General features: G+C 71.6%; 17 protein-coding genes. 7 read left to right on the top strand and 10 right to left on the bottom strand.

Annotation, left to right across the window (positions count from 1 at the left end):
- The first annotated feature begins 73 nt into the window (after window positions 1–73).
- Genes OHU34_RS10665 through OHU34_RS10655 form a run of 3 tightly spaced genes read left to right on the top strand, consistent with a single transcriptional unit; the run spans window position 74 to window position 3,194 of the window.
- Window positions 74–1,393: an ABC transporter substrate-binding protein gene (locus OHU34_RS10665; protein ID WP_142266630.1), complete on the top strand. Its 1,320-nt coding sequence runs from the start codon at window positions 74–76 to the stop codon at window positions 1,391–1,393.
- Window positions 1,393–2,367: a carbohydrate ABC transporter permease gene (locus tag OHU34_RS10660; RefSeq protein ID WP_142266631.1), complete on the top strand. Its 975-nt coding sequence runs from the start codon at window positions 1,393–1,395 to the stop codon at window positions 2,365–2,367. Before OHU34_RS10665 ends, OHU34_RS10660 begins: the two co-directional genes overlap by 1 nt.
- Window positions 2,364–3,194 carry a carbohydrate ABC transporter permease gene (locus tag OHU34_RS10655; protein ID WP_020125226.1) on the top strand — a complete coding sequence of 277 codons (831 nt, stop codon included), beginning with the start codon at window positions 2,364–2,366 and terminating at the stop codon, window positions 3,192–3,194. Before OHU34_RS10660 ends, OHU34_RS10655 begins: the two co-directional genes overlap by 4 nt.
- Window positions 3,195–3,281: 87 nt before the next feature.
- Here the strand turns inward: OHU34_RS10655 and OHU34_RS10650 are convergent, their stop codons facing one another.
- From OHU34_RS10650 to OHU34_RS10640, 3 genes are all read right to left on the bottom strand, one after another.
- On the bottom strand, window positions 3,282–4,568 hold the full coding sequence (locus tag OHU34_RS10650) for a ribonuclease D (RefSeq protein ID WP_142266632.1): 1,287 nt from the start codon (window positions 4,566–4,568) through the stop codon (window positions 3,282–3,284).
- Window positions 4,569–4,759: 191 nt separating this feature from the next.
- Entirely contained in the window at window positions 4,760–5,419 is a 660-nt protein-coding gene (locus OHU34_RS10645; RefSeq protein ID WP_020125228.1) for a response regulator transcription factor, read from the bottom strand.
- A 242-nt stretch (window positions 5,420–5,661) separates the two neighbouring features.
- The gene (locus OHU34_RS10640; protein WP_020125229.1) at window positions 5,662–6,288 is read right to left on the bottom strand and encodes a DUF3000 domain-containing protein; all 627 of its coding nucleotides are present in this window, start codon (window positions 6,286–6,288) and stop codon (window positions 5,662–5,664) included.
- Between the two features lie 239 nt (window positions 6,289–6,527).
- On the opposite strand from OHU34_RS10640, the gene hemE reads away from it, so the two are divergent.
- Window positions 6,528–7,595, top strand: a complete 1,068-nt coding sequence (hemE, locus tag OHU34_RS10635; RefSeq protein ID WP_142266633.1) for a uroporphyrinogen decarboxylase — start codon at window positions 6,528–6,530, stop codon at window positions 7,593–7,595.
- A gap of 6 nt (window positions 7,596–7,601) precedes the next feature.
- On the opposite strand, the gene OHU34_RS10630 is transcribed toward hemE, so the two are convergent.
- Entirely contained in the window at window positions 7,602–8,414 is an 813-nt protein-coding gene (locus OHU34_RS10630) for a rhomboid family intramembrane serine protease (protein ID WP_142266634.1), read from the bottom strand.
- Between the two features lie 125 nt (window positions 8,415–8,539).
- On the opposite strand from OHU34_RS10630, the gene OHU34_RS10625 reads away from it, so the two are divergent.
- Entirely contained in the window at window positions 8,540–8,809 is a 270-nt protein-coding gene (locus OHU34_RS10625) for a hypothetical protein (RefSeq protein WP_028806059.1), read from the top strand.
- A 123-nt stretch (window positions 8,810–8,932) separates the two neighbouring features.
- Here OHU34_RS10625 and OHU34_RS10620 read toward each other — a convergent pair whose 3' ends face one another.
- A complete protein-coding gene (locus OHU34_RS10620) occupies window positions 8,933–10,315 on the bottom strand; it encodes an FAD-dependent oxidoreductase (RefSeq protein ID WP_230194379.1) in 1,383 nt (460 codons plus the stop codon).
- A 27-nt stretch (window positions 10,316–10,342) separates the two neighbouring features.
- The gene (locus OHU34_RS10615) at window positions 10,343–11,389 is read right to left on the bottom strand and encodes a DUF4349 domain-containing protein (RefSeq protein ID WP_405766024.1); all 1,047 of its coding nucleotides are present in this window, start codon (window positions 11,387–11,389) and stop codon (window positions 10,343–10,345) included.
- 160 nt (window positions 11,390–11,549) lie between these two features.
- On the opposite strand from OHU34_RS10615, the gene hemG reads away from it, so the two are divergent.
- Together hemG and hemQ are read left to right on the top strand one after the other, a co-directional pair.
- Window positions 11,550–13,013, top strand: a complete 1,464-nt coding sequence (hemG, locus tag OHU34_RS10610; protein WP_405766021.1) for a protoporphyrinogen oxidase — start codon at window positions 11,550–11,552, stop codon at window positions 13,011–13,013.
- 5 nt (window positions 13,014–13,018) lie between these two features.
- Window positions 13,019–13,750, top strand: coding sequence for a hydrogen peroxide-dependent heme synthase (gene hemQ / locus OHU34_RS10605; RefSeq protein ID WP_405766019.1), 732 nt, complete (start codon window positions 13,019–13,021; stop codon window positions 13,748–13,750).
- On the opposite strand, the gene OHU34_RS10600 is transcribed toward hemQ, so the two are convergent.
- The 4 genes from OHU34_RS10600 to OHU34_RS10585 form a co-directional block, all read right to left on the bottom strand.
- A complete protein-coding gene (locus tag OHU34_RS10600) occupies window positions 13,751–15,361 on the bottom strand; it encodes an alpha/beta hydrolase (RefSeq protein ID WP_142266639.1) in 1,611 nt (536 codons plus the stop codon).
- Window positions 15,362–15,492: 131 nt separating this feature from the next.
- Window positions 15,493–16,269 carry a TIGR04222 domain-containing membrane protein gene (locus tag OHU34_RS10595; RefSeq protein WP_142266640.1) on the bottom strand — a complete coding sequence of 259 codons (777 nt, stop codon included), beginning with the start codon at window positions 16,267–16,269 and terminating at the stop codon, window positions 15,493–15,495.
- A 126-nt stretch (window positions 16,270–16,395) separates the two neighbouring features.
- The gene (locus OHU34_RS10590; RefSeq protein ID WP_142266641.1) at window positions 16,396–17,172 is read right to left on the bottom strand and encodes a DUF4142 domain-containing protein; all 777 of its coding nucleotides are present in this window, start codon (window positions 17,170–17,172) and stop codon (window positions 16,396–16,398) included.
- Between the two features lie 271 nt (window positions 17,173–17,443).
- Window positions 17,444–18,853 (bottom strand): DUF692 domain-containing protein, encoded by a 1,410-nt coding sequence (locus OHU34_RS10585; protein ID WP_405766015.1) that lies wholly within the window; start codon window positions 18,851–18,853, stop codon window positions 17,444–17,446.
- Window positions 18,854–18,943: the final 90 nt, after the last annotated feature.

The raw sequence follows: 18,943 nt of genomic DNA, 5'->3' as shown, positions 1-18,943 counted from the left end.
AAACCACTCGTGTTCGACCAACCCGCACGTGCTCGTCCGTCCCGAGAACATCCCGAGAACGGAAGTGATGCACATGAACCGCCGTACAGTCACGGTCCTCGCCACGGTCGCCGGAGCCGCCCTGCTGCTCCAGGGCTGCACCGGCACCGGAGGCAGCGCGAAAGGCGCGGACGCCAAGGCGCCCGACGACCCTGCCGAGGTCAGCGGAACCATCACGGTCCTCACCGTGCGCACCGACCTCGTGCAGGACGGCACGATGAAGAAGTACGCCGCCGAGTTCAACAAGACCTATCCCAAGGTCAAGGTGGAGTTCCAGGCCCTCACCAACTACGAGGCCGAGATCAAGATCCGGATGAACACGGACGACTACGGTGATGTCCTGCTGATCCCCGCGGTCATCAAGAAGAACGACTATCCGAAGTTCTTCGCCTCCCTCGGCACCGCCGCCGAACGCGGCAAGAAGTACCGCTTCACCGACTTCACCACCGTCGACGGCAAGGTCTACGGCCAGAGCCCGGTCGGTGTGATGCCCGGCTTCGTCTACAACAAGCGGGTCTGGAAGGAGGCGGGGGTCGCCGAATGGCCCACCACCCCGGCCGAGTTCCTCGCCGACCTGAAGGCGATCAAGGCGAAGACCGACGCGATCCCCTACTACACCAACTTCGCCGCGCAGTGGCCCCTGACCTCGTGGACGTACGTCGACGGCTCCGTGCACTGCGACCCGCAGGCGACCACGAAACTCGCCGAGGACGACCCCTGGGCCGAGAACGCCGACCTGCGCGTCGGGGACACCCTGCTGCACGACATCGTCAAGCAGGGCCTCGCCGAGAAGGACCCGACGACCAGCAACTGGGAAGAGTCCAAACCCCGGACGGCCAAGGGCGAGATCGCCACCCAGTGGCTCGGCACCTGGGCGATCATCCAGTTCCAGGACGCCGCGAAGAAGGCCGGCGTGAACCCGGACGACATCGGTTTCATGCCGTTTCCCGCCCAGACGGACGGCACCTTCTGCGCGACGGTCGGCCCCGACTACAACCAGGCCGTGAACGTCCACTCCCCGCACAAGGAGGCGGCCCGCGCCTGGATCGACTGGTTCACCGACAAGTCCGGTTACGACAAGGACAACCTGGCGATCTCCCCGCTCAAGGACGCGCCCATGCCCGAGGTGCTGAAGCCGTACGAGGAGGCGGGCGTCAAGCTCATCGAGCTGGACGACGCGGCGGGCGCGAAGGTCAAGCTGATCGACGACGAGTCCGAGGTCGGCATCTACAAGCCCGAGTACCGCCAGGATCTGGTCGACCTGGCCCGCGGCGCCAAGAAGGGCAGCCTGGACGACTTCCTCGGCGGACTCGGCAAGAAGTGGACCGAGACGCAAGCGACCGTGAGCGACTGATGGCGCACGCGCACACGCACCTCCCGGCGCCCCGCGCCGAGCAGACGAACTCCGAGGCCGCGAAACCGGTTTCGAAACGCGGCGCTCCCGGCCCGGCCCCGCGCCGGGCGCGCACCTGGCGGCTGCTGACCCCCTGGCTGTTCCTGCTCGCCCCGCTCGTCCTGCTGATCACGTTCACCTACGCGCCGATCGCCAACATGGTCGCCTACAGCTTCACCGACTGGGACGGCGTGAGCCCCGAACTGCACTACACGGGCGCCGAGAACTACACGGAGATCTTCACCAGGGAGGACCTCTTCCAGGTCTTCTGGGTAAGCGGCTACTACCTGGTTGCCTCGGTGATCCAGATCGTCGCCGCGCTCTACTTCGCGACGATCCTGAGTTTCAGCATCCGCTTCCGGAACTTCTTCAAGGGCGTGCTCTTCTTCCCGTCCCTGGTGAACGGCGTGGCCATCGGTTTCGTCTTCCTCTACTTCTTCCAGGACGGCGGCACCTTCGACACGGTCCTCGGCCTCTTCGGCTATCACACCGACCACGCCTGGCTGGGCACCCCGGCGTCGGCGAACACCTCGCTGGCCGGAGTCTCGATCTGGCGCTACCTCGGTATGAACTTCGTCCTGTTCCTCGGCGCGATCCAGTCCATCCCGGGGGAGCTGTACGAGGCGGCCGAACTGGACGGCGCCGGCCGCTGGCACCAGTTCCGCTACATCATCCTGCCCGGCATCAAGCCGGTGCTGACCCTGACGGTGATCCTGTCCGTCTCCGGTTCCCTCTCGGCCTTCGAGATCCCGTACATCATGACCGGCGGGGCGACCGGTACCGAGACCTTCGTGATCCAGACCGTGAAGCTGGCCTTCCAGTTCAACAAGACGGGGCTCGCCTCGGCGGCGGCGGTCGTGCTGCTGCTGATCATCCTGCTGGTGACCTGGGTGCAGCGACGTCTCGTCCCCGACGACAGGGTGGACCTCGTATGACACGCCGTGCCGTGGCCCGTGCCCTCGTGTACCTGTCGCTGATCGCCGCGACGCTGGTCGTCCTGCTCCCGCTGGGCGTCGTACTGCTGACCTCGCTCAAGACCGAGAACGAGACGGCGAACGGCAGCGGGGCGCTCACACTGCCGCGCGACCCGCTCAACTTCCACAACTACGTGACGGCGTTCCAGGACGGCGGAATGCTCACGGCGTTCGGCAACACCGCCTTCATCCTCGTCGTCTCGGTCGGCGGAACCGTTCTCATCGGGTCGATGACGGCGTACGCGATCGACAGGTTCACCTTCCGTTTCCGGAAACTGGTGATCGCCCTGTTCCTGATCGCCGCGCTGGTCCCCGGGGTGACCACCCAGGTGGCCACCTTCCAGATCGTCCACAGCCTCGGCATGTTCGACACCCGCTGGGCCCCGATAGCCCTCTACATGGGTACGGACATCGTCTCGATCTACATTTTCCTGCAGTTCGTGCGCTCGATCCCGATCTCCCTGGACGAGGCCGCCCGCCTCGACGGCGCCAACGCGTTCACGATCTACCGGAAAATCATCTTTCCGCTGCTGAAACCGGCGATCGCGACGGTCGTGATCGTGAAGGGGATCGCCGTCTACAACGACTTCTACATCCCCTTCCTCTACATGCCCTCACAAGATCTTGGCGTGATCTCGACGTCCCTGTTCCGCTTCAAGGGCCCCTACGCCGCCCACTGGGAAACGATCTCGGCAGGAGCGGTGCTGGTCATCCTGCCGACCCTGATCGTCTTCCTCGCGCTCCAGAAATACATCTACAACGGTTTCATGAGAGGAGCGACGAGGTAACCGCGTGCGCCGCGCACGCCGCGCACCCTCGTGCGGCTGCTGTGCCTCTGCGGTTGTGCTCAGGCACCCCGGGCGGGTCCGCGGCGGTCAGGCACTCTGCCCGGCCAGCGCCGCAGCGAGCACCGGAGCGACCTGCTCCACCTGCCACGGCCGCGCCCCGTACGACGCGAGCGCGTCGGCAACCGCTGCCTCGTCGGCCGCCGGAGGCTCCCAGCAGACCCGGCGCACCGCGTCCGGGGCGATCAGGTTCTCCTGCGGCATGTTCAGCTCCTCGGCCAGCGCGGAGACAGCGGCCCGCGCCGCGGACAGCCGCGCCGCGGCCACGGGGTCCTTGTCGGCCCAGGCCCGCGGCGGTGGCGGGCCCGCCACCGGTTGCCCCGGCTGCGGCAGCTGCGCCTCGCTCAGCGCCCTCGCCCGGTCGACCGCCGCCTGCCACTGCTCCAGCTGTCGTCGGCCCATCCGGTGCCCGAACCCGTTCAGCGCGGCCAGCGCCTGCACGTCCACCGGGAGCGACAGCGCCGCCTCCACGATGGCCGCGTCCGACAGCACCTTGCCCGGCGACACGTCCCGCCGCTGCGCGATCCGGTCCCGCGTCTGCCACAGCTCCCGCACCACACCCAGCTGCCGCCGCCGGCGCACCTTGTGCATGCCGGACGTACGACGCCACGGGTCCTTGCGGGGCTCGGCGGGCGGGGCGGACGCGATGGCGTCGAACTCCTGGCGGGCCCAGTCCAGCTTGCCCTGCCGGTCCAGCTCCTTCTCCAGCGCGTCGCGCAGGTCGACCAGGAGCTCGACGTCGAGAGCGGCGTACCGAAGCCAGGGGTCGGGCAGCGGCCGGGTGGACCAGTCCACCGCGGAGTGACCCTTCTCGAGGACGAAGCCCAGTACTCCTTCGACCATCGCGCCGAGGCCGACCCGCGGGAATCCGGCGAGCCGTCCGGCCAGCTCGGTGTCGAACAGCCGCGTCGGCACCATGCCTATCTCGCGCAGACACGGCAGGTCCTGGGTGGCCGCGTGCAGTACCCATTCCACGCCGGACAGGGCCTCGCCGAGCGCGGAGAGGTCGGGGCAGCCCACGGGGTCGATCAGCGCGGTGCCGGCGCCCTCGCGACGCAGCTGCACCAGATAGGCGCGCTGTCCGTAGCGGTAGCCGGAGGCGCGCTCGGCGTCCACGGCCACGGGGCCGGTACCGGCGGCGAAGGCGGCGATCACCTCGGCGAGGGCGGCCTCGTCGGCGATCACGGGAGGAATGCCCTCGCGCGGTTCGAGCAAAGGTGTCGGCGCCCCGGAATCAGCTGATCCGCCGTCGTCCGGAGGGGCGCCTCCGGTGGTTCGCAGTGAACTGGCTGCTGCGGTTTCTTGGGCGTCGGTCACCTGTCAAGGGTATCTGTGTATCGACGGCGCCCGCCGACGGAACGTTCCGTCGGCGGGCGCCGGAGGGTCGTAAACCAGTCAGGACGGTGAACGAAGGGGAAGGGGTCGGGAAGAAACCGGGCAGAGACGGGAGAAGCCGGGCCGGGGGTCACGGGCGTTCCCGGGGGAGACCCCGGGTGCCGGGTGGGGTCTCAGTGGATGATGCCGGTCCGCAGGGCCACCGCGACCATCCCGGCACGGTCGCCCGTGCCGAGCTTGCGGGCGATGCGGGCGAGGTGGCTCTTGACGGTCAGCGCGGACAGTCCCATCGAGACGCCGATCGCCTTGTTGGACTGGCCTTCCGCGACCAGTCGCAGCACCTCGACCTCGCGGCCGGAGAGCTCGCGGTAGCCGCCCGGGTGACTCGGGGCACCCGGGGGGCGGCGGTGCAGACGGGCGGCGGAGCCCATGGGGGCGGCACCGGGTCGGCTGGGGAGGCCGAGGTTGGTGCGGGTGCCGGTGACGACGTAGCCCTTCACACCGCCCGCGAGGGCGTTGCGCACGGCGCCGATGTCGTCGGCGGCGGAGAGGGCGAGCCCGTTGGGCCAGCCCGCGGCGCGGGTCTCCGACAGCAGGGTGAGGCCGGAGCCGTCGGGCAGGTGGACGTCGGCGACACAGATGTCGCGGGGGTTGCCGATGCGGGGACGAGCCTCCGCGATGGACGAGGCCTCGATGACGTCGCGCACACCGAGCGCCCACAGATGGCGGGTGACGGTGGAGCGGACGCGCGGGTCGGCCACGACCACCATGGCGGTGGGCTTGTTCGGGCGGTAGGCGACCAGGCTTGCGGGCTGCTCGAGGAGAACGGACACCAGGCCTCCTGGGTGGGGGACGGGAGCCGGCTCGCGGGGCTTGTGGGGAGGAAGCCGGGACGAACCGTGCTTTCAAGGTCACAGTCGTCTTCGGCAGCGAACCCGGGGTCCTTTAGAGAATGATCACGATCTAGTGAGTAACAATACGTGCAATTCGGACACGCGATCGATCATCCGAAGATCGAGTCGGTTTAAGTGGGTGTCTTACGGGATCGAAAATGGCCGTATCGACAAAGAGATGGTCAACGTGACTGAGGCCCCCTGCGCTGCGGCAGCGTCACCACCGACGCGTCCCCCGGACCGGCCGGCGGCAGCCCCGCCACCTGCGCCAGCAGATCGCACCAGGCCGCCAGGTGCGCCCCCGCCTCCGGGACCCCGCCCAGCCCCTCGCGCGGTGTCCAGGAGGCCCTGATCTCGATCTGCGAGGTCGCCGGGCGCTCCGCCAGCCCGCCGAAGTAGTGCGAACTCGCCCGCGTGACGGTCCCGCTCGGCTCGCCGTACGTCAGCCCGCGTGCCTGGAGCGCGCCGGTCAGCCACGACCAGCACACCTCCGGCAGCAGCGGGTCCGCGGCCATCTCCGGCTCCAGTTCGGCCCGGACCAGGGTCACCAGCCGAAACGTTCCGCGCCAGGCGTCGTGCCCGGCCGGGTCGTGCAGCAGCACCAGCCGGCCGTCGGCCAGGTCCTGGTCGCCGTCCACGACCGTCGCCTCCAGCGCGTAGGCGAACGGGGCGAGCCGCTTCGGGGCCGGTGTCGGCTCCGCCTCGATCTGCGGCCGCAGCCGGGCCGCCCTCAGCTGGTCGACGGCCGCCCGGAACGGCGGTGGAGCCGACCTGGTCCCATCCGGGTCCCCCTCGTTCGTGTCATCCATCCCGCCAGCGCCGTCCGACAGTCGTCCCTGAGCCGCAGCCATGCGGGGAAGATTAAGGGGAACGGGGCCTTCGCGCAGGGCAAGACACCCGTGCGGGGCTCGCGGACGGGTGCGCGCTGGGCGAACAGGCGCACGGACCGCGCACGGCCGAGGCACGCGGCAGAGGCGGGGGACGGGCAGGGCGTGGGCGCGGCAGGGGGCGGCCTCACGGCCTCCGGCGCCGTGCGAGACTTGCCGTCGTGAGTGCGAACGAGAGCCCGGCGGGCCGCAAGCCGACAGCGACCTACGACAGTGCCTTCCTGAAGGCGTGCCGGCGTGAACCGGTGCCGCACACGCCCGTGTGGTTCATGCGGCAGGCCGGGCGGTCGCTGCCGGAGTACCGCAAGGTCCGCGAGGGCGTTGCCATGCTCGACTCCTGCATGCGGCCCGACCTGGTCACCGAGATCACCCTCCAGCCGGTGCGCCGGCACGACGTGGACGCGGCGATCTACTTCAGCGACATCGTCGTCCCGCTCAAGGCCATCGGTATCGACCTCGACATCAAGCCGGGCGTCGGCCCGGTCGTCGAGCGCCCGATCCGCACCCGCGCCGACCTCGCCCAGCTGCGCGACCTCACCCCCGAGGACGTCTCCTACGTCACCGAGGCCATCGGTCTGCTGACCGCCGAACTCGGCGCCACCCCCCTCATCGGTTTCGCGGGCGCTCCTTTCACCCTCGCGAGCTACCTCGTCGAGGGCGGTCCGTCCCGCACGTACGAGAACGCCAAGGCGATGATGTACGGCGACCCCGAGCTCTGGGCCGACCTGCTCGACCGCCTCGCGGACATCACCGCCGCCTTCCTGAAGGTGCAGATCGAGGCCGGCGCCAGCGCCGTCCAGCTCTTCGACTCCTGGGCCGGCGCGCTCGCCCCGACCGACTACCGCCGCTCGGTGCTGCCCGCCTCCGCGAAGGTCTTCCGCGCGGTCGAGGGGTACGGCGTCCCGCGCATCCACTTCGGAGTGGGCACCGGCGAGCTGCTCCAGCTGATGGGCGAGGCCGGGGCGGACGTCGTCGGCGTCGACTGGCGTGTCCCGCTCGACGAGGCCGCCCGCCGGGTCGGCCCCGGCAAGGCGCTCCAGGGCAACCTCGACCCGACCGTCCTGTTCGCCGGCACCGAGGCCGTCGAGGCCAAGACCCGCGAGGTCCTCGACACGGCCGCCGGCCTCGAGGGCCACGTCTTCAACCTCGGCCACGGCGTCATGCCGTCCACCGACCCGGACGCGCTCACCCGCCTCGTCGAGTACGTCCACACGCAGACCGCCCGCTGACCCCTCTCACCAGGTGTGCCGGGGGCGCGCCCGTCTGCCGAACAGCAGACCGCGCGGCTCCGGCGGCGGGGGCGTGCCCGGCTTGAGCGGCCAGGCCAGCACCATGCCGGCGAGGAAGCCGACGACGTGCGCCGCGTACGCCACGGTGCCGGCGCCGGAGACGCCCTCCCCGGAGGAGTACACCGCCTGGAGCACGAACCAGAAGCCCAGTACCAGCCAGGCCGGCAGCCGCAACGGCAGAAACACCAGAAACGGCACGAGCACCCACACCCTGGCCTTCGGGTACAGCACCAGATAGGCGCCCAGCACCCCGGCGATCGCCCCCGAAGCGCCGATCAGCGGATCGGTCGAGTCGGCGTTGAGCAGGGCGAAACCGTACGACGCCGCGTACCCGCACGCGACGTAGAAGAGCGCGAAGCGGACGTGCCCCATGCGGTCCTCGATGTTGTTGCCGAAGATCAGCAGGAACAGCATGTTGCCCAACAGGTGCAGCCAGCCGCCGTGCAGGAACATCGCGCTCAGCACGCTCAGCGCGGGCGACTTCTCGTAGCCCGGCGGGGCCAGCACACAGCCCGCGCCCCGCACGTCGCCGGTGGGGACGAGCTGGGGGAGCTGATGGTGGATCAACTCCCTGGGTACGGCGGCGTAGTGCTCCAGAAAGGCGTGCAGATGACACGTCTGGGCCAGGCTGCTGTCGCCGGCCGTGGAGCCGGACAGGCCGGGCATGAACAGGAAGACGAAGACGTTCGCCGCGATGAGGGCGTACGTCACCACCGGCGTGCGGCGTACGGGATTCACGTCATGGACGGGGATGACCACAAGGAAGTTCTGCCCCCGATCCGTTCGGCGAACCGGTGAACGGGGATCCCCACGGGCGCGTATGAACCGTCAACTGCTCGCGGCACGAGGAAGGCGGGCCGCGGGGACGACGTGAGGAACAGGCGATGAACGACCGAGTAACTCCCCCCATGCATGCCACTCCCGACGGCGAGGCGGAGATCTCCCTGGTGATCCGGTTGCCCTGGGAGGACGTGGCACGGCTCGGCCAGGAGGCCGGGCGGCTTGCCGCGCAGATGCAGCGGCCGGTGACGCTGGACGAGGCTGTCAGCAGCCGTCTGCGGTCGCGGCCTGCACCCGCGGCACACGCGAAGCCCGCGGAGCAGCCGGCCGCGGCGGCGGTCTCCGCGCTGCCGCGACTGAGTGGAACCGCTTGAACAGCGTTGCGGGATCCGGTTGAGCAACGTTGCGGGGTCCGGGTGCGCGAGATCCGGGTGCGCGGGGGCCGGTGGCGCGGCTCCCCGCGCCGCTCGGGCCGGTCGCCCCGACGCCGGGCCCGGCTAGAGGCCGCGAACCTTCGCCGAGGCCTTCCTCGCCGCCACCAGTACGGGATCCCACACCGGTGAGAACGGCGGCGCGTACCCGAGGTCCAGGGCCGTCATCTGTTCCACCGTCATCCCGGCCGTCAACGCCACCGCCGCGATGTCGACGCGTTTGCCCGCGCCCTCCCGCCCGACGATCTGCAGGCCCAGCAGACGGCCCGTCCTTCGCTCGGCGAGCATCTTGACCGTCATGGGGGAGGCCCCGGGGTAGTAGCCGGCCCGGCTGGTCGACTCGATGGTGACCGCTTCGAACCGGAGGCCGACGCGACGGGCGTCCTTCTCACGGAGCCCCGTGCGGGCGATCTCCAGATCGCACACCTTGCTGACGGCCGTGCCGACCACGCCGGGGAACGTGGCGTACCCGCCCCCGACGTTGGTGCCGATGACCTGGCCGTGCTTGTTCGCATGGGTGCCCAGGGCGATGTGGCGCTCCTGGCCGGAGACGAGGTCCAGGACCTCGACGCAGTCACCGCCGGCCCAGACGGTCCCGTCGGCGAGGGGCCCGCGCACCCGCATCGCCAGGTCCGTGAGGAGCCCGCCGTGCGTGCCCAGGGGCAGGCCCGCGGCCTTCGCGAGACCGGTCTCCGGGCGGACCCCGATGCCCAGCACCACCACGTCCGCCGGATACTCGGCGTCCTCGGTGACCACCGCCCGTACGCGACCGTCCTCGGCGGTGCGCAGCGCGGTGACCTCGGAGTCGTTCACCATGGTGATGCCGAGGCCCTCCATGGCCCGCCGCACCAGCCGCCCCATGTCCGGGTCCAGGGTCGACATCGGCTCGCTGCCCCGGTTGACGACCGTCACCTCGTAGCCGCGCTTGATGAGCGCCTCGGCCATCTCCACGCCGATGTAGCCCGCCCCCACGACCACCGCCCGCTTCCCCCGCGCGCGTGCCAGCGTGTCGATCAGCGCCTGCCCGTCGTCCAGGGTCTGCACCCCGTGCACGCCCTCCGCGTCCATGCCCGGCAGGTCCGGACGGATAGGGCGGGCCCCGGTCGCGATGACGAGCTTGTCGTACGACGTCCAGGACCGGGCCCCGGAATCCAGCGCACGCGCGCGTACCCGCCGCCCCGCGACGTCGATCTCCGTGACCTCCGTGCGCAGCCGCAGGTCGATCCCCCGCGCGCGGTGTTCCTCGGGCGTGCGGGCGATCAGGTCGTCCCGCCCGGTGACGTCACCGCCCACCCAGTACGGGATGCCGCACGCCGAGAAGGACGTGAAGTGGCCGCGCTCGAAGGCCACGATCTCCAGCTCCCCGGGGCCCTTCAGACGGCGGGCCTGGGACGCCGCGGACATGCCCGCGGCGTCCCCGCCGATCACCACCAGTCGCTCGATGCTCATACGAACACGCTACGGGGGACTCGCAGTTCAGCGCTGCTCGGGCTCGCCCGTCCCGGCCTCCGCCTGCCTGGCCTCCGCCTGCGCGGCTCCCGTCTGCCCGGCCTCCGCCTGGGCGGCCCCGGTCTGTCCGGGCACGCCCAACCGGGCCCAGCTCGCCTCCGCCGCCCTCCGGCGCGGTCGCACCAGCCGCAGCCACGCCAGCAGGAGCAGGACACCCACCGCGAGGAACGGCAGCGCCGCGCCGAACACGACGGCGATCCAGCGCAGCATCGTCACGAACGCGTCCCAGCCGCCCGCCAGCGCGTCCACGAAGCCGGGATCGTCGTCCTCGGCGGCCGGGACGACCGGCTTCTCCGACAGGGTCAGCGTGACGGTCGCCAGGCTCGTGCGGTCCTTCAGGGACGCCTGCTGGGCGAGCAGCGCCTCCAGGTCGGACTCCCGGCTGCTCAACTCGCCCTCCAGGGTGACCACGTCGCTCAGCTTGGTGGCCCGGTCCATCAGCTCGCGGACCCGGGCGACGCTGGCGCGCTGCGAGGTGATGCGGCTCTCGACGTCGACGACCTGGTCGGTGACGTCCTGGGCCTTCGCCGTGCGCTCCAGGAGCTTGCCCGCGCCCTGCAGAGCGGCGAGGACGTCGTCGTACTTCTCGACGGGCACGCGCAGCACCACGCGGGTCCGCTCGGCGCCGTCCTCGTCCCGGACGGTCGTCTCGTCGCCGATGTAGCCGCCCGCGTTCTCGGTGGTCGCGCGAGCCTCGTCCAGGGCCTTCGGCACGTCCTTGACCTGCACGGTAAGGGAGGCGGTGCGGATGATGCGGTTGGCGGTGAGATCGGGTGCGGAGGTGGCCTTCGAGCCGCTCGCGCCCGCCCCCTCCTTCGCGTCCTGCGCGGCGTCCACGTCACCGGCGCCGGCCTCCCCGACGGCGGCCTTGTCGGCCGTGCTGTTCGAGCCCGAGTCGGCGGCGCCGCTGCATCCGGTGAGTGCGAGGGCCGCGGCCAGCAGGATCCCGGCCAGGGCGTGGGAGGGCCGAGCGGAACGCCGTACGGAGCGTCCTGCGGAATGTCGAGTGCGCATGTGGGTGTACCCCCGAGACGGTGACGACTTTTGACGCTCCTTCGACGCCCGGGCGGGCCGGAACGTTGGCGCGGATCGGTTCCGAACAGGTCACGGTCGGGACGCGGGGAGGACACCGGGCCGCGACGGGGCTGTCAGTGGGGTCTGAGAGAGTGGACGCATGAGCTCAACGGGTACGGGCACGGGGCAGCACGTCGTCGTCGTCGGAGCCGGGATCGCCGGGCTGGCCGCCGCCCACCGGCTGCTGCGGCGCGGGGCGCGGGTCACCGTCCTCGAGGCCTCCGACCGGGTGGGAGGCAAGCTGCTGCCCGGCGGGATCGCGGGCGTGCGCGTGGACTTCGGCGCCGAGTCGATGCTGGCCCGCCGGCCCGAGGCGGTCGCCCTCGCGCGCGAGGTGGGCCTCTCCGACCGCCTCCGGCCGCCGGCCACCGCGACGGCCTCGATCTGGACCCGCGGCGCGCTGCGCCCCATGCCCAAGGGCCACGTCATGGGCGTGCCCGGCACGGCGACCGCCCTCGCCGGAGTCCTCTCCGACGAGGGGCTCGCCCGGATCGAGCGCGACGCCGACCTGCCCCGCACCGAGGTCGGGGACGACGTGGCCGTCGGAGAGTACGTCGCGGCGCGCCTGGGCCGCGAGGTCGTCGACCGCATCGTCGAACCGCTCCTCGGCGGGGTGTACGCCGGTGACGCCTACCGGATCTCGATGCGCTCCGCCGTCCCGCAGCTCTACCAGGCGGCACTCACCCACACCTCGCTGACGGAGGCCGTCCGCGAGATCCAGGCCAAAGCCGCCGCCGGCCAGCAGACCGGCCCGGTGTTCATGGGCCTCGAAGGTGGTGTGGGCTCCCTGCCGCTCGCGGTCGCCGAGTCCGTTCGGGCGCGCGGCGGCGAGATCCACACGCGCGTACCCGTGACCGGACTGCGCCGCGCGTCCGGCGGGGGCTGGCAGGTCACCGCGGGGGAGCGGGTGCTGCACGCCGACGCCGTGGTCGTCGCCGTGCCCGCGCCGGCCGCCGCCGCGCTGCTGGCCGCCGAGTCCCCCGGGGCCGCCGCCGCACTGCGCACGGTGGAGTACGCCTCCATGGCCCTGGTCACCCTCGCCTACCGGCGCGCCGACACCGCCGACGCCCTGCCCGACGGCAGCGGTTTCCTCGTCCCGCCGGTCGACGGACGCACCATCAAGGCGTCCACCTTCTCCTCCCGGAAGTGGGGCTGGATCGCCGACGAGGACCCGGACACGGTCGTGCTGCGCACCTCCGTGGGGCGCTACGGCGAGACGGAGATCCTGGGCCGCGAGGACGCCGACCTCGTCGACGTCTCCCGGCACGACCTGCGCGCGGCCACGGGCCTGGACGCCAAGCCCCTCGAAACCCGCGTCACCCGCTGGACGGACGGCCTGCCGCAGTACCCGGTCGGCCACTACGCGCGCGTGGCCCGCATCCGCGAGCACGTCGCCGAACTCCCCGGCCTCGCGGTCTGCGGTGCACCGTACGACGGCGTGGGCATCCCGGCCTGCATCGCGAGCGCGTACGCGGCGGTCGACCAGCTCGGCGGCGACCTGAGCGCCGCACGGGAGCTCGCGGCACACCCGGTGCAGAGTCTGCACGGCGGAGCGGGAGAATGAGAGCCATGAGTGACGACGCCCCCACCACCGAGTCCGGCAGGGTCCCGAACAAGGGCAAGCTGGCCAAGGACCTCAACGAGGTCATCCGCTACACGCTGTGGTCCGTCTTCAAGCTGAAGGACGTGCTGCCCGAGGACCGCGCGGGTTACGCCGAAGAGGTCCAGGAGCTGTTCGACCAGCTCGCCGCCAAGGACGTGACGATCCGCGGCACCTACGACGTGTCCGGCCTGCGCGCCGACGCCGACGTCATGATCTGGTGGCACGCCGAGACCGCCGACCAGCTCCAGGAGGCGTACAACCTCTTCCGCCGTACGAAGCTGGGTCGCGCCCTGGAGCCGGTCTGGTCGAACATGGCGCTGCACCGCCCCGCCGAGTTCAACCGCTCGCACATCCCGGCGTTCCTCGCCGACGAGACGCCCTGCAACTACGTGAGCGTCTACCCCTTCGTGCGCTCCTACGACTGGTACCTGCTGCCCGACGAGGACCGTCGCCGTATGCTCGCCGACCACGGCAAGATGGCCCGCGGCTACCCGGACGTCCGCGCCAACACCGTCGCCTCGTTCTCGCTGGGCGACTACGAGTGGCTCCTGGCCTTCGAGGCCGACGAGCTGTACCGCATCGTCGACCTCATGCGCCACCTGCGCGCCTCGGAGGCCCGTATGCACGTCCGCGAGGAGGTCCCGTTCTACACGGGCCGCCGCAAGGACCTCACGGAGCTCGTCGCGGGCCTCGCCTGATCAGCGCCCCGGCCGGGCGGTGCGCTCCGCGGGAGCGACCGCCGGCTCGGGTTCCGGGTGCGGTGCGCAGGCCGCGCGCCGCACCGGGAGCCTGCCCTCCAGCAGGTACGCGTCCAGGTGGCCGTTGACGCACCGGTTCGGGCCGCCCGCGATGCCGTGCGTGCCGGCGTCCCGCTCGGTCACCAGCACCGAGCCCGTCAGCCGCCGGTGCATCTCCAGCGCCCCGGCATAGGGCGCCGCCGCGTCCCGCTCGGCGGCCAGGATCAGCGTCGGCGGCAGCTCGCCCGGACCGGTTCGCACGTCGACCGGCCGCTGCCGGGGCGCCGGCCAGTACGCGCACGGCAGGTTCGCCCACACGTTGTCCCACGTCTCGAACGGCGCGACGCGCGCCAGCCGCGTGTTGTCGCGGTCCCAGACCCTCCAGTCCGTCGGCCAGGACGCGTCGTTGCACTCCACGGCCGTGTACACGGCATTGGCGTTCTCCGCCTCCGCGACCGCCTCCCGCACCGGCCCGGCCTGCGCGATCAACTGCTTGGGATCACCCTTCAGGTACTCCGACAGGGCCTGCGCCCGGGCGGGCCAGTAGTCGTCGTAGTACCCGGCCTGCAGGAACGCGCCCTGGAGCTGTCCCGGCCCCACCTTCCCGCCGGCCGGCTCCGCGGCCAGCCGGGCGCGCGCCCGCTCGTAGCTGGTCAGCACCGCCTCCGCCGTGCCGCCCAGGCCGTACACGTCGTCGTGCCTCGCGATCCACTCCCGGAAGTCCGTCCAGCGGCTCTCGAACGCCGCCGACTGGTCGAGGTTGTTGCGGTACCAGATCTGCGCCGGGTCCGGGTTCACGGCCGCGTCGAACACCATCCGCCGCACGTGGGAGGGGAACAGCGTCGCGTAGACCGCACCGAAGTAGGTGCCGTACGACGCCCCCATGAACGTGAGCCGCTCCTCGCCGAGCGCGGCGCGCAGCACGTCCAGGTCGCGGGCGTTGTTGAGCGAGTTGTAGTGCCGCAGGGCGCTGCCCGACCGCTTCGCGCAGCCTTGTGCGTACGCCTTCGCCTGCGCGATGCGCTCCCGCTTGTACGACTCCGAAGGGTGGTCAGGGGCGGGCGCGGGGCCCTTGAAGAAGCGCTTGGGATCCTGGCAGGACAGCGGCGCCGACCGGCCGACCCCGCGCGGCTCGTAGCCGACGAGGTCGTAGGCCGCCCCGATGCGCTTCCACTCCGGCAGCAGCCCGATCAGCGGGAAGTACAGGCCCGAGCCGCCGGGACCGCCCGGGTTGAAGACGAGCGCGCCCTGCCGGGGCACCCGGCGCTTGCTGTTGTGCGGGTCCCGGTGGGTGGCCCGCACCCGGCTGACGGTGAGCTCGATCTGCTTGCCGTTCGGGGCCGCGTAGTCGAGCGGGACGGAGACCGTGCCGCACTGCATGCTGCCGGGCAGGTCCTGCGCCTTGGAGCACTTCCCGAAGTCGACACCCTTCGCCGCGGCCCGCGCGGCGGTCAGCGCGACACCGGGCGAGCCGGACAGGCCGCCGGTCTTCGGGGCGCCGCCCGCCGGGACGGCGGAGAGGACGGTCAGCAGGAGGGCTCCTGCGGCCGAGTGGAGGGCGGCGGCTCTCATCGGGTGTCCCTTCGGTGCACGGCGGCGACAAAAGGGATGGTTGGTTCGACCGTGGGGGAAGGCAAGCACCATCGGCGGGTGTCGGCGCCAATGCCCCTTGTGCGCCCCCCGGTGGTCGAGCGCGCCCCGCCTCAGTCCCGCCCGTACCGCTCACGATGAGCGAAGGCCGCCCGCAGGTCCGGCTCGCCCACCGCGCGGATCCCGCGTACGGCGACGGAGGTCAGACAGGTACGGTCGTCCCCCGGGCCGCCGGTGCGCCGCGCCAGCGCGCCCAGCAGCCGCTGCCCGGCCGGGGAGGCCCAGCGCGAGTACGGATGCACCTCCACCCGCGCTATGGCGAGGCAGCTCAGCGTGAGCGCCAGGGGCAGCGCGAACCAGAGCGCGACGAGGTCGCGGGGCATGTCCGGGGTGGCGGGCATCAGCAGTGCGGTGGCGCCCAGCGCGAGGACGACCACGGCGGCGGCCCGCACCTGCCGCACCCCGGCCGCGACCGTCGTACGGACCCCGTCGGGCACCGCGAGACCGGCGCGGACCAACCGGTCGGCGAGGCCGCCCACCGCGTCCGCGGCGGCCGCAGCCGCCCGCGCCGGGGCGATACGGGACTGCCCGCCGGGCCCGATGGCCCCTATGACCGACCGCTCCATCTCGTCCCGCCCGCGCGGGTCCACCACGGTCGCCCAGCCCGTGTGGGCGAGCACCAGCCGCCGCTGCCGCGCCATGGAGACCATGGTCAGGTCGGCGACCCTGCCCGGACCACCGGACAGGAAGGCCGCCTCGTAGAGCGTCAGGTCATGTCCCTGGCCCGCGTGCTCGTCGACGGCCGCCGCCCGTACGGCGGCCAGGCACAGCCGTGTGCACGCCGCACCCGCGACGGCCCATGCCAGCAGCAGGAGAAGCACCCAGACCATGCCGCGTTTCTATGCCATGTGCACCGAGAAACACCATGCCCTGTTCACCATCCGGACCGAGCGTTGTGGGGATGTGACGTTCCGCTTGCCCCGCCCGGCTCTCGGAAGACGGTTTCGCAACCGGTGTCAGTCGCCGGGCGGCGGGCTGGCCGCGGCCGGCGGCAGCGTGTAGGTGGGGTGCGCCGACGGGGCCACCGGCACGGCCGACCTGGGGTCGGCCGTCGGGCCCGGCGGGCCGGGGGAGCGGGTGATCGGCGGCGTGCTGCCGGCGGCCATGTCCCGGGCGAGGGCGTCGAAGTCGACGAACCCGGTGGCCTCCAGGATCTTGATGTGGTCCAGCACAGTGGTGTTGGCGTCGTCGGCGAGCTCGCGCACCAGCGAGTTGCGGGTACTGGCCCGCACCTGGGCGACGACGGAGAACACCCGTCCGTGCGCGAGACGCAGAATGTTGGCGAACTTCCAGTCGTACTGCTCGCCCTGCGCCGCGTCGAGCTCGCTCAGCCAGCCCTGCTGCTGCTCGTTGGGCTCGTTCGGCAGCGCCAGGCCCAGCTGGGAGGCGACGGTGCGCACCCGCTCGTCCAGGAAGGTGTGCCCCTCGACCAGGTGCCGGCCCGCCGTCCGTACGGCCTCGGTCGTGCCCTTCGTCTGTGCCTGCTGACCGGCGGGCAGCTCCCACAGCCCCGCCAGCCGGACCTTGGTGACGAACTCCCGGTCCAGCGCGGACAACGGCCCGTACTGCGTCGACACGGTCTGCGCGTTCAGTACGTCCACTCCGGTGCCCGACCGGTCGGCGTACGACCAGATCGGGAAGACCAGCGCCGCCAGGGTCGCCGCCAGGCCCGTGATGATGAGCCCGGTTCCGCTGAAGATGCCTCTGCCCTGGATGGGGGGTCGCGGCCGCATGGGTGCCTCCTGCTCGCGGCACTGCACGCTAGTGCGCTTCGGTTGCGGGACTGGCTGGCATATTACTGCGCCTGCGCTGCCAACTGCCGTACGGGGGCAAACGGTTGCAACGGGAGCATGACGGGCAAAACGGTAGGAACCGACCGGGCTCCAAAACAGGAGAAACACTGTGGAAACGGTGCAGGAACGGTACGGGAACGGTTGTAGTGCGCGTCGTGGGTCGTGGGGTGTTAACCCCGGCACATTCGGGCCGCCCGCGGCACCGGCTCCCTCATCGTCGAATCAATGTCCGCCCCACTCGTCCCACCTGCCCCAGCCGTGACTTCGGCCTGGGTGCGGGGCCCGAGCGGTCCAGCCACCAGCGCCGCAGTTCGCGGCGGGCCCGGCCCTCCGTCAGCCGTCCTCCCAGGAGCGTCTCCTCGGCGAAGTCGAGGGCGTCCTGCCGGTAGCCGCCGTGCATCGGGTGGCCTTGGGCGTATGCGATGAACGCGGTGCGGTAACCGCTGCCGAGGATCAGCGGCAGTTCCGGAGCCACCTTCGCCACCACGTCCGCCCGCTTCGCCGCCAGCGCCCGTGCCTGTACACCGAGTCGCACCCGGTCGAAACCCTCGGGGACCGGCGTCCCGGCGACCAGCGCGGACAACAACGCCGCCTGCGCGAGGCCGAGACGCTGACGAGTGGCCTCGTCGAGCGCGGTCGGGGCCGGCTCGGAGGCGTCCGGGGCGGATTCGTCAACGGTCGCGGTCCTGGTCTTGGTCCCGGTTGCGGTCCTGGTCCCGATCCCCGTTCCCGTCACCGTCTCCGTCGTGTCGTGTTCCCCCGTGGTCGCAGAAGCTCGCGCGAGGGAACCCTCCCGCTCGCCGGCTTCGACGGCCGCCCTGATCGTGCCCAACTCCCGTTCCAGCTCAGTCGGTTCGGGGAAGTTCTCGTCCCGCTCCAACAGCACCCCCGGTGGCGACACCCGGGACGCGAGGTCGGTGAGGATGTCGAGGACCGGCCGGGGCACCGGGTGGGCGTGGCTGTCGTGCCAGACGCCGTCCCGCTCGAAACCGCCTGCTACATGGACGTAGGCGATGGCCTCCAGGGGCAGTTCGGCGAGCGCCTTGGCAGGGTCCTCGCCGCGGTTGAGGTGGTTGGTGTGCAGGTTGGCCACGTCGATGAGCAGCCGTACGCCCGTGCGGTCGGCCAGCTCGTACAGGAACTGTCCCTCGGTCATCTCCTCGCAGGGCCACGCGATGAGCGCGGCGATGTTCTCGACGGCGAGCGGCACGGGCAACGCGTCCTGCGCGATGCGCACGTTCTCGCACAGCACGTCGAGGGCGTCGCGGGTGCGCGGCACCGGCAGCAGATGCCCGGCCTCGAGCCGTGGGGACGCCGTCAGGGGACCGCCCGCGCGGACGAACGCGATGTGCTCGGTGACCAGCGGCGAACCCAGTGCCTCGGCCCGCTCGGCGAGCGCGGCCAGCCGTCCCGCGTCGGGCCGCTCCGCATCGCCCAGCCCGAGCGAGACGCCGTGCGGGATCACGCTGACCCCGCGCTCGCGCAGCCGGAGCAGCGAGTCGGGCAGGTGCCCGGGGCACACGTTCTCGGCGACGACCTCGACCCAGTCGATGCCCGGCATGTGCTCCACCGCGTCCGCGATCTCCGGCCGCCAGCCGATGCCCGTCCCCAGTCGCCTCATGGTCCCCGCCTCCTTCGTGCCCCCTGCGTGCTGACGGTGGTATGGCCCCGCCGCCGACTCCCGAACCGCCCGTCACCCTCCTTCAGAGCA

Source organism: Streptomyces sp. NBC_00080 (genome assembly GCF_045041255.1).
Lineage (GTDB): Bacteria > Actinomycetota > Actinomycetes > Streptomycetales > Streptomycetaceae > Streptomyces > Streptomyces coriariae.
The sequence above is the reverse complement of the archived record's forward strand: the minus strand, read 5'-3'. Positions and strand labels throughout refer to the sequence as shown.

Excerpts from the sequence above, each read along its gene's own strand:
- OHU34_RS10585 (WP_405766015.1), bottom strand. The coding sequence starts at position 18,853 with ATGAGGCGACTGGGGACGGGCATCGGCTGGCGGCCGGAGATCGCGGAC.
- OHU34_RS10590 (WP_142266641.1), bottom strand. The coding sequence starts at position 17,172 with ATGCGGCCGCGACCCCCCATCCAGGGCAGAGGCATCTTCAGCGGAACC.
- hemG (WP_405766021.1), top strand. The coding sequence starts at position 11,550 with ATGAGCTCAACGGGTACGGGCACGGGGCAGCACGTCGTCGTCGTCGGA.
- OHU34_RS10640 (WP_020125229.1), bottom strand. The coding sequence starts at position 6,288 with ATGGATGACACGAACGAGGGGGACCCGGATGGGACCAGGTCGGCTCCA.
- OHU34_RS10615 (WP_405766024.1), bottom strand. The coding sequence starts at position 11,389 with ATGCGCACTCGACATTCCGCAGGACGCTCCGTACGGCGTTCCGCTCGG.
- OHU34_RS10665 (WP_142266630.1), top strand. The coding sequence starts at position 74 with ATGAACCGCCGTACAGTCACGGTCCTCGCCACGGTCGCCGGAGCCGCC.
- OHU34_RS10620 (WP_230194379.1), bottom strand. The coding sequence starts at position 10,315 with ATGAGCATCGAGCGACTGGTGGTGATCGGCGGGGACGCCGCGGGCATG.
- OHU34_RS10625 (WP_028806059.1), top strand. The coding sequence starts at position 8,540 with ATGAACGACCGAGTAACTCCCCCCATGCATGCCACTCCCGACGGCGAG.
- OHU34_RS10655 (WP_020125226.1), top strand. The coding sequence starts at position 2,364 with ATGACACGCCGTGCCGTGGCCCGTGCCCTCGTGTACCTGTCGCTGATC.
- hemQ (WP_405766019.1), top strand. The coding sequence starts at position 13,019 with ATGAGTGACGACGCCCCCACCACCGAGTCCGGCAGGGTCCCGAACAAG.
- OHU34_RS10595 (WP_142266640.1), bottom strand. The coding sequence starts at position 16,269 with ATGGTCTGGGTGCTTCTCCTGCTGCTGGCATGGGCCGTCGCGGGTGCG.
- OHU34_RS10660 (WP_142266631.1), top strand. The coding sequence starts at position 1,393 with ATGGCGCACGCGCACACGCACCTCCCGGCGCCCCGCGCCGAGCAGACG.
- OHU34_RS10600 (WP_142266639.1), bottom strand. The coding sequence starts at position 15,361 with ATGAGAGCCGCCGCCCTCCACTCGGCCGCAGGAGCCCTCCTGCTGACC.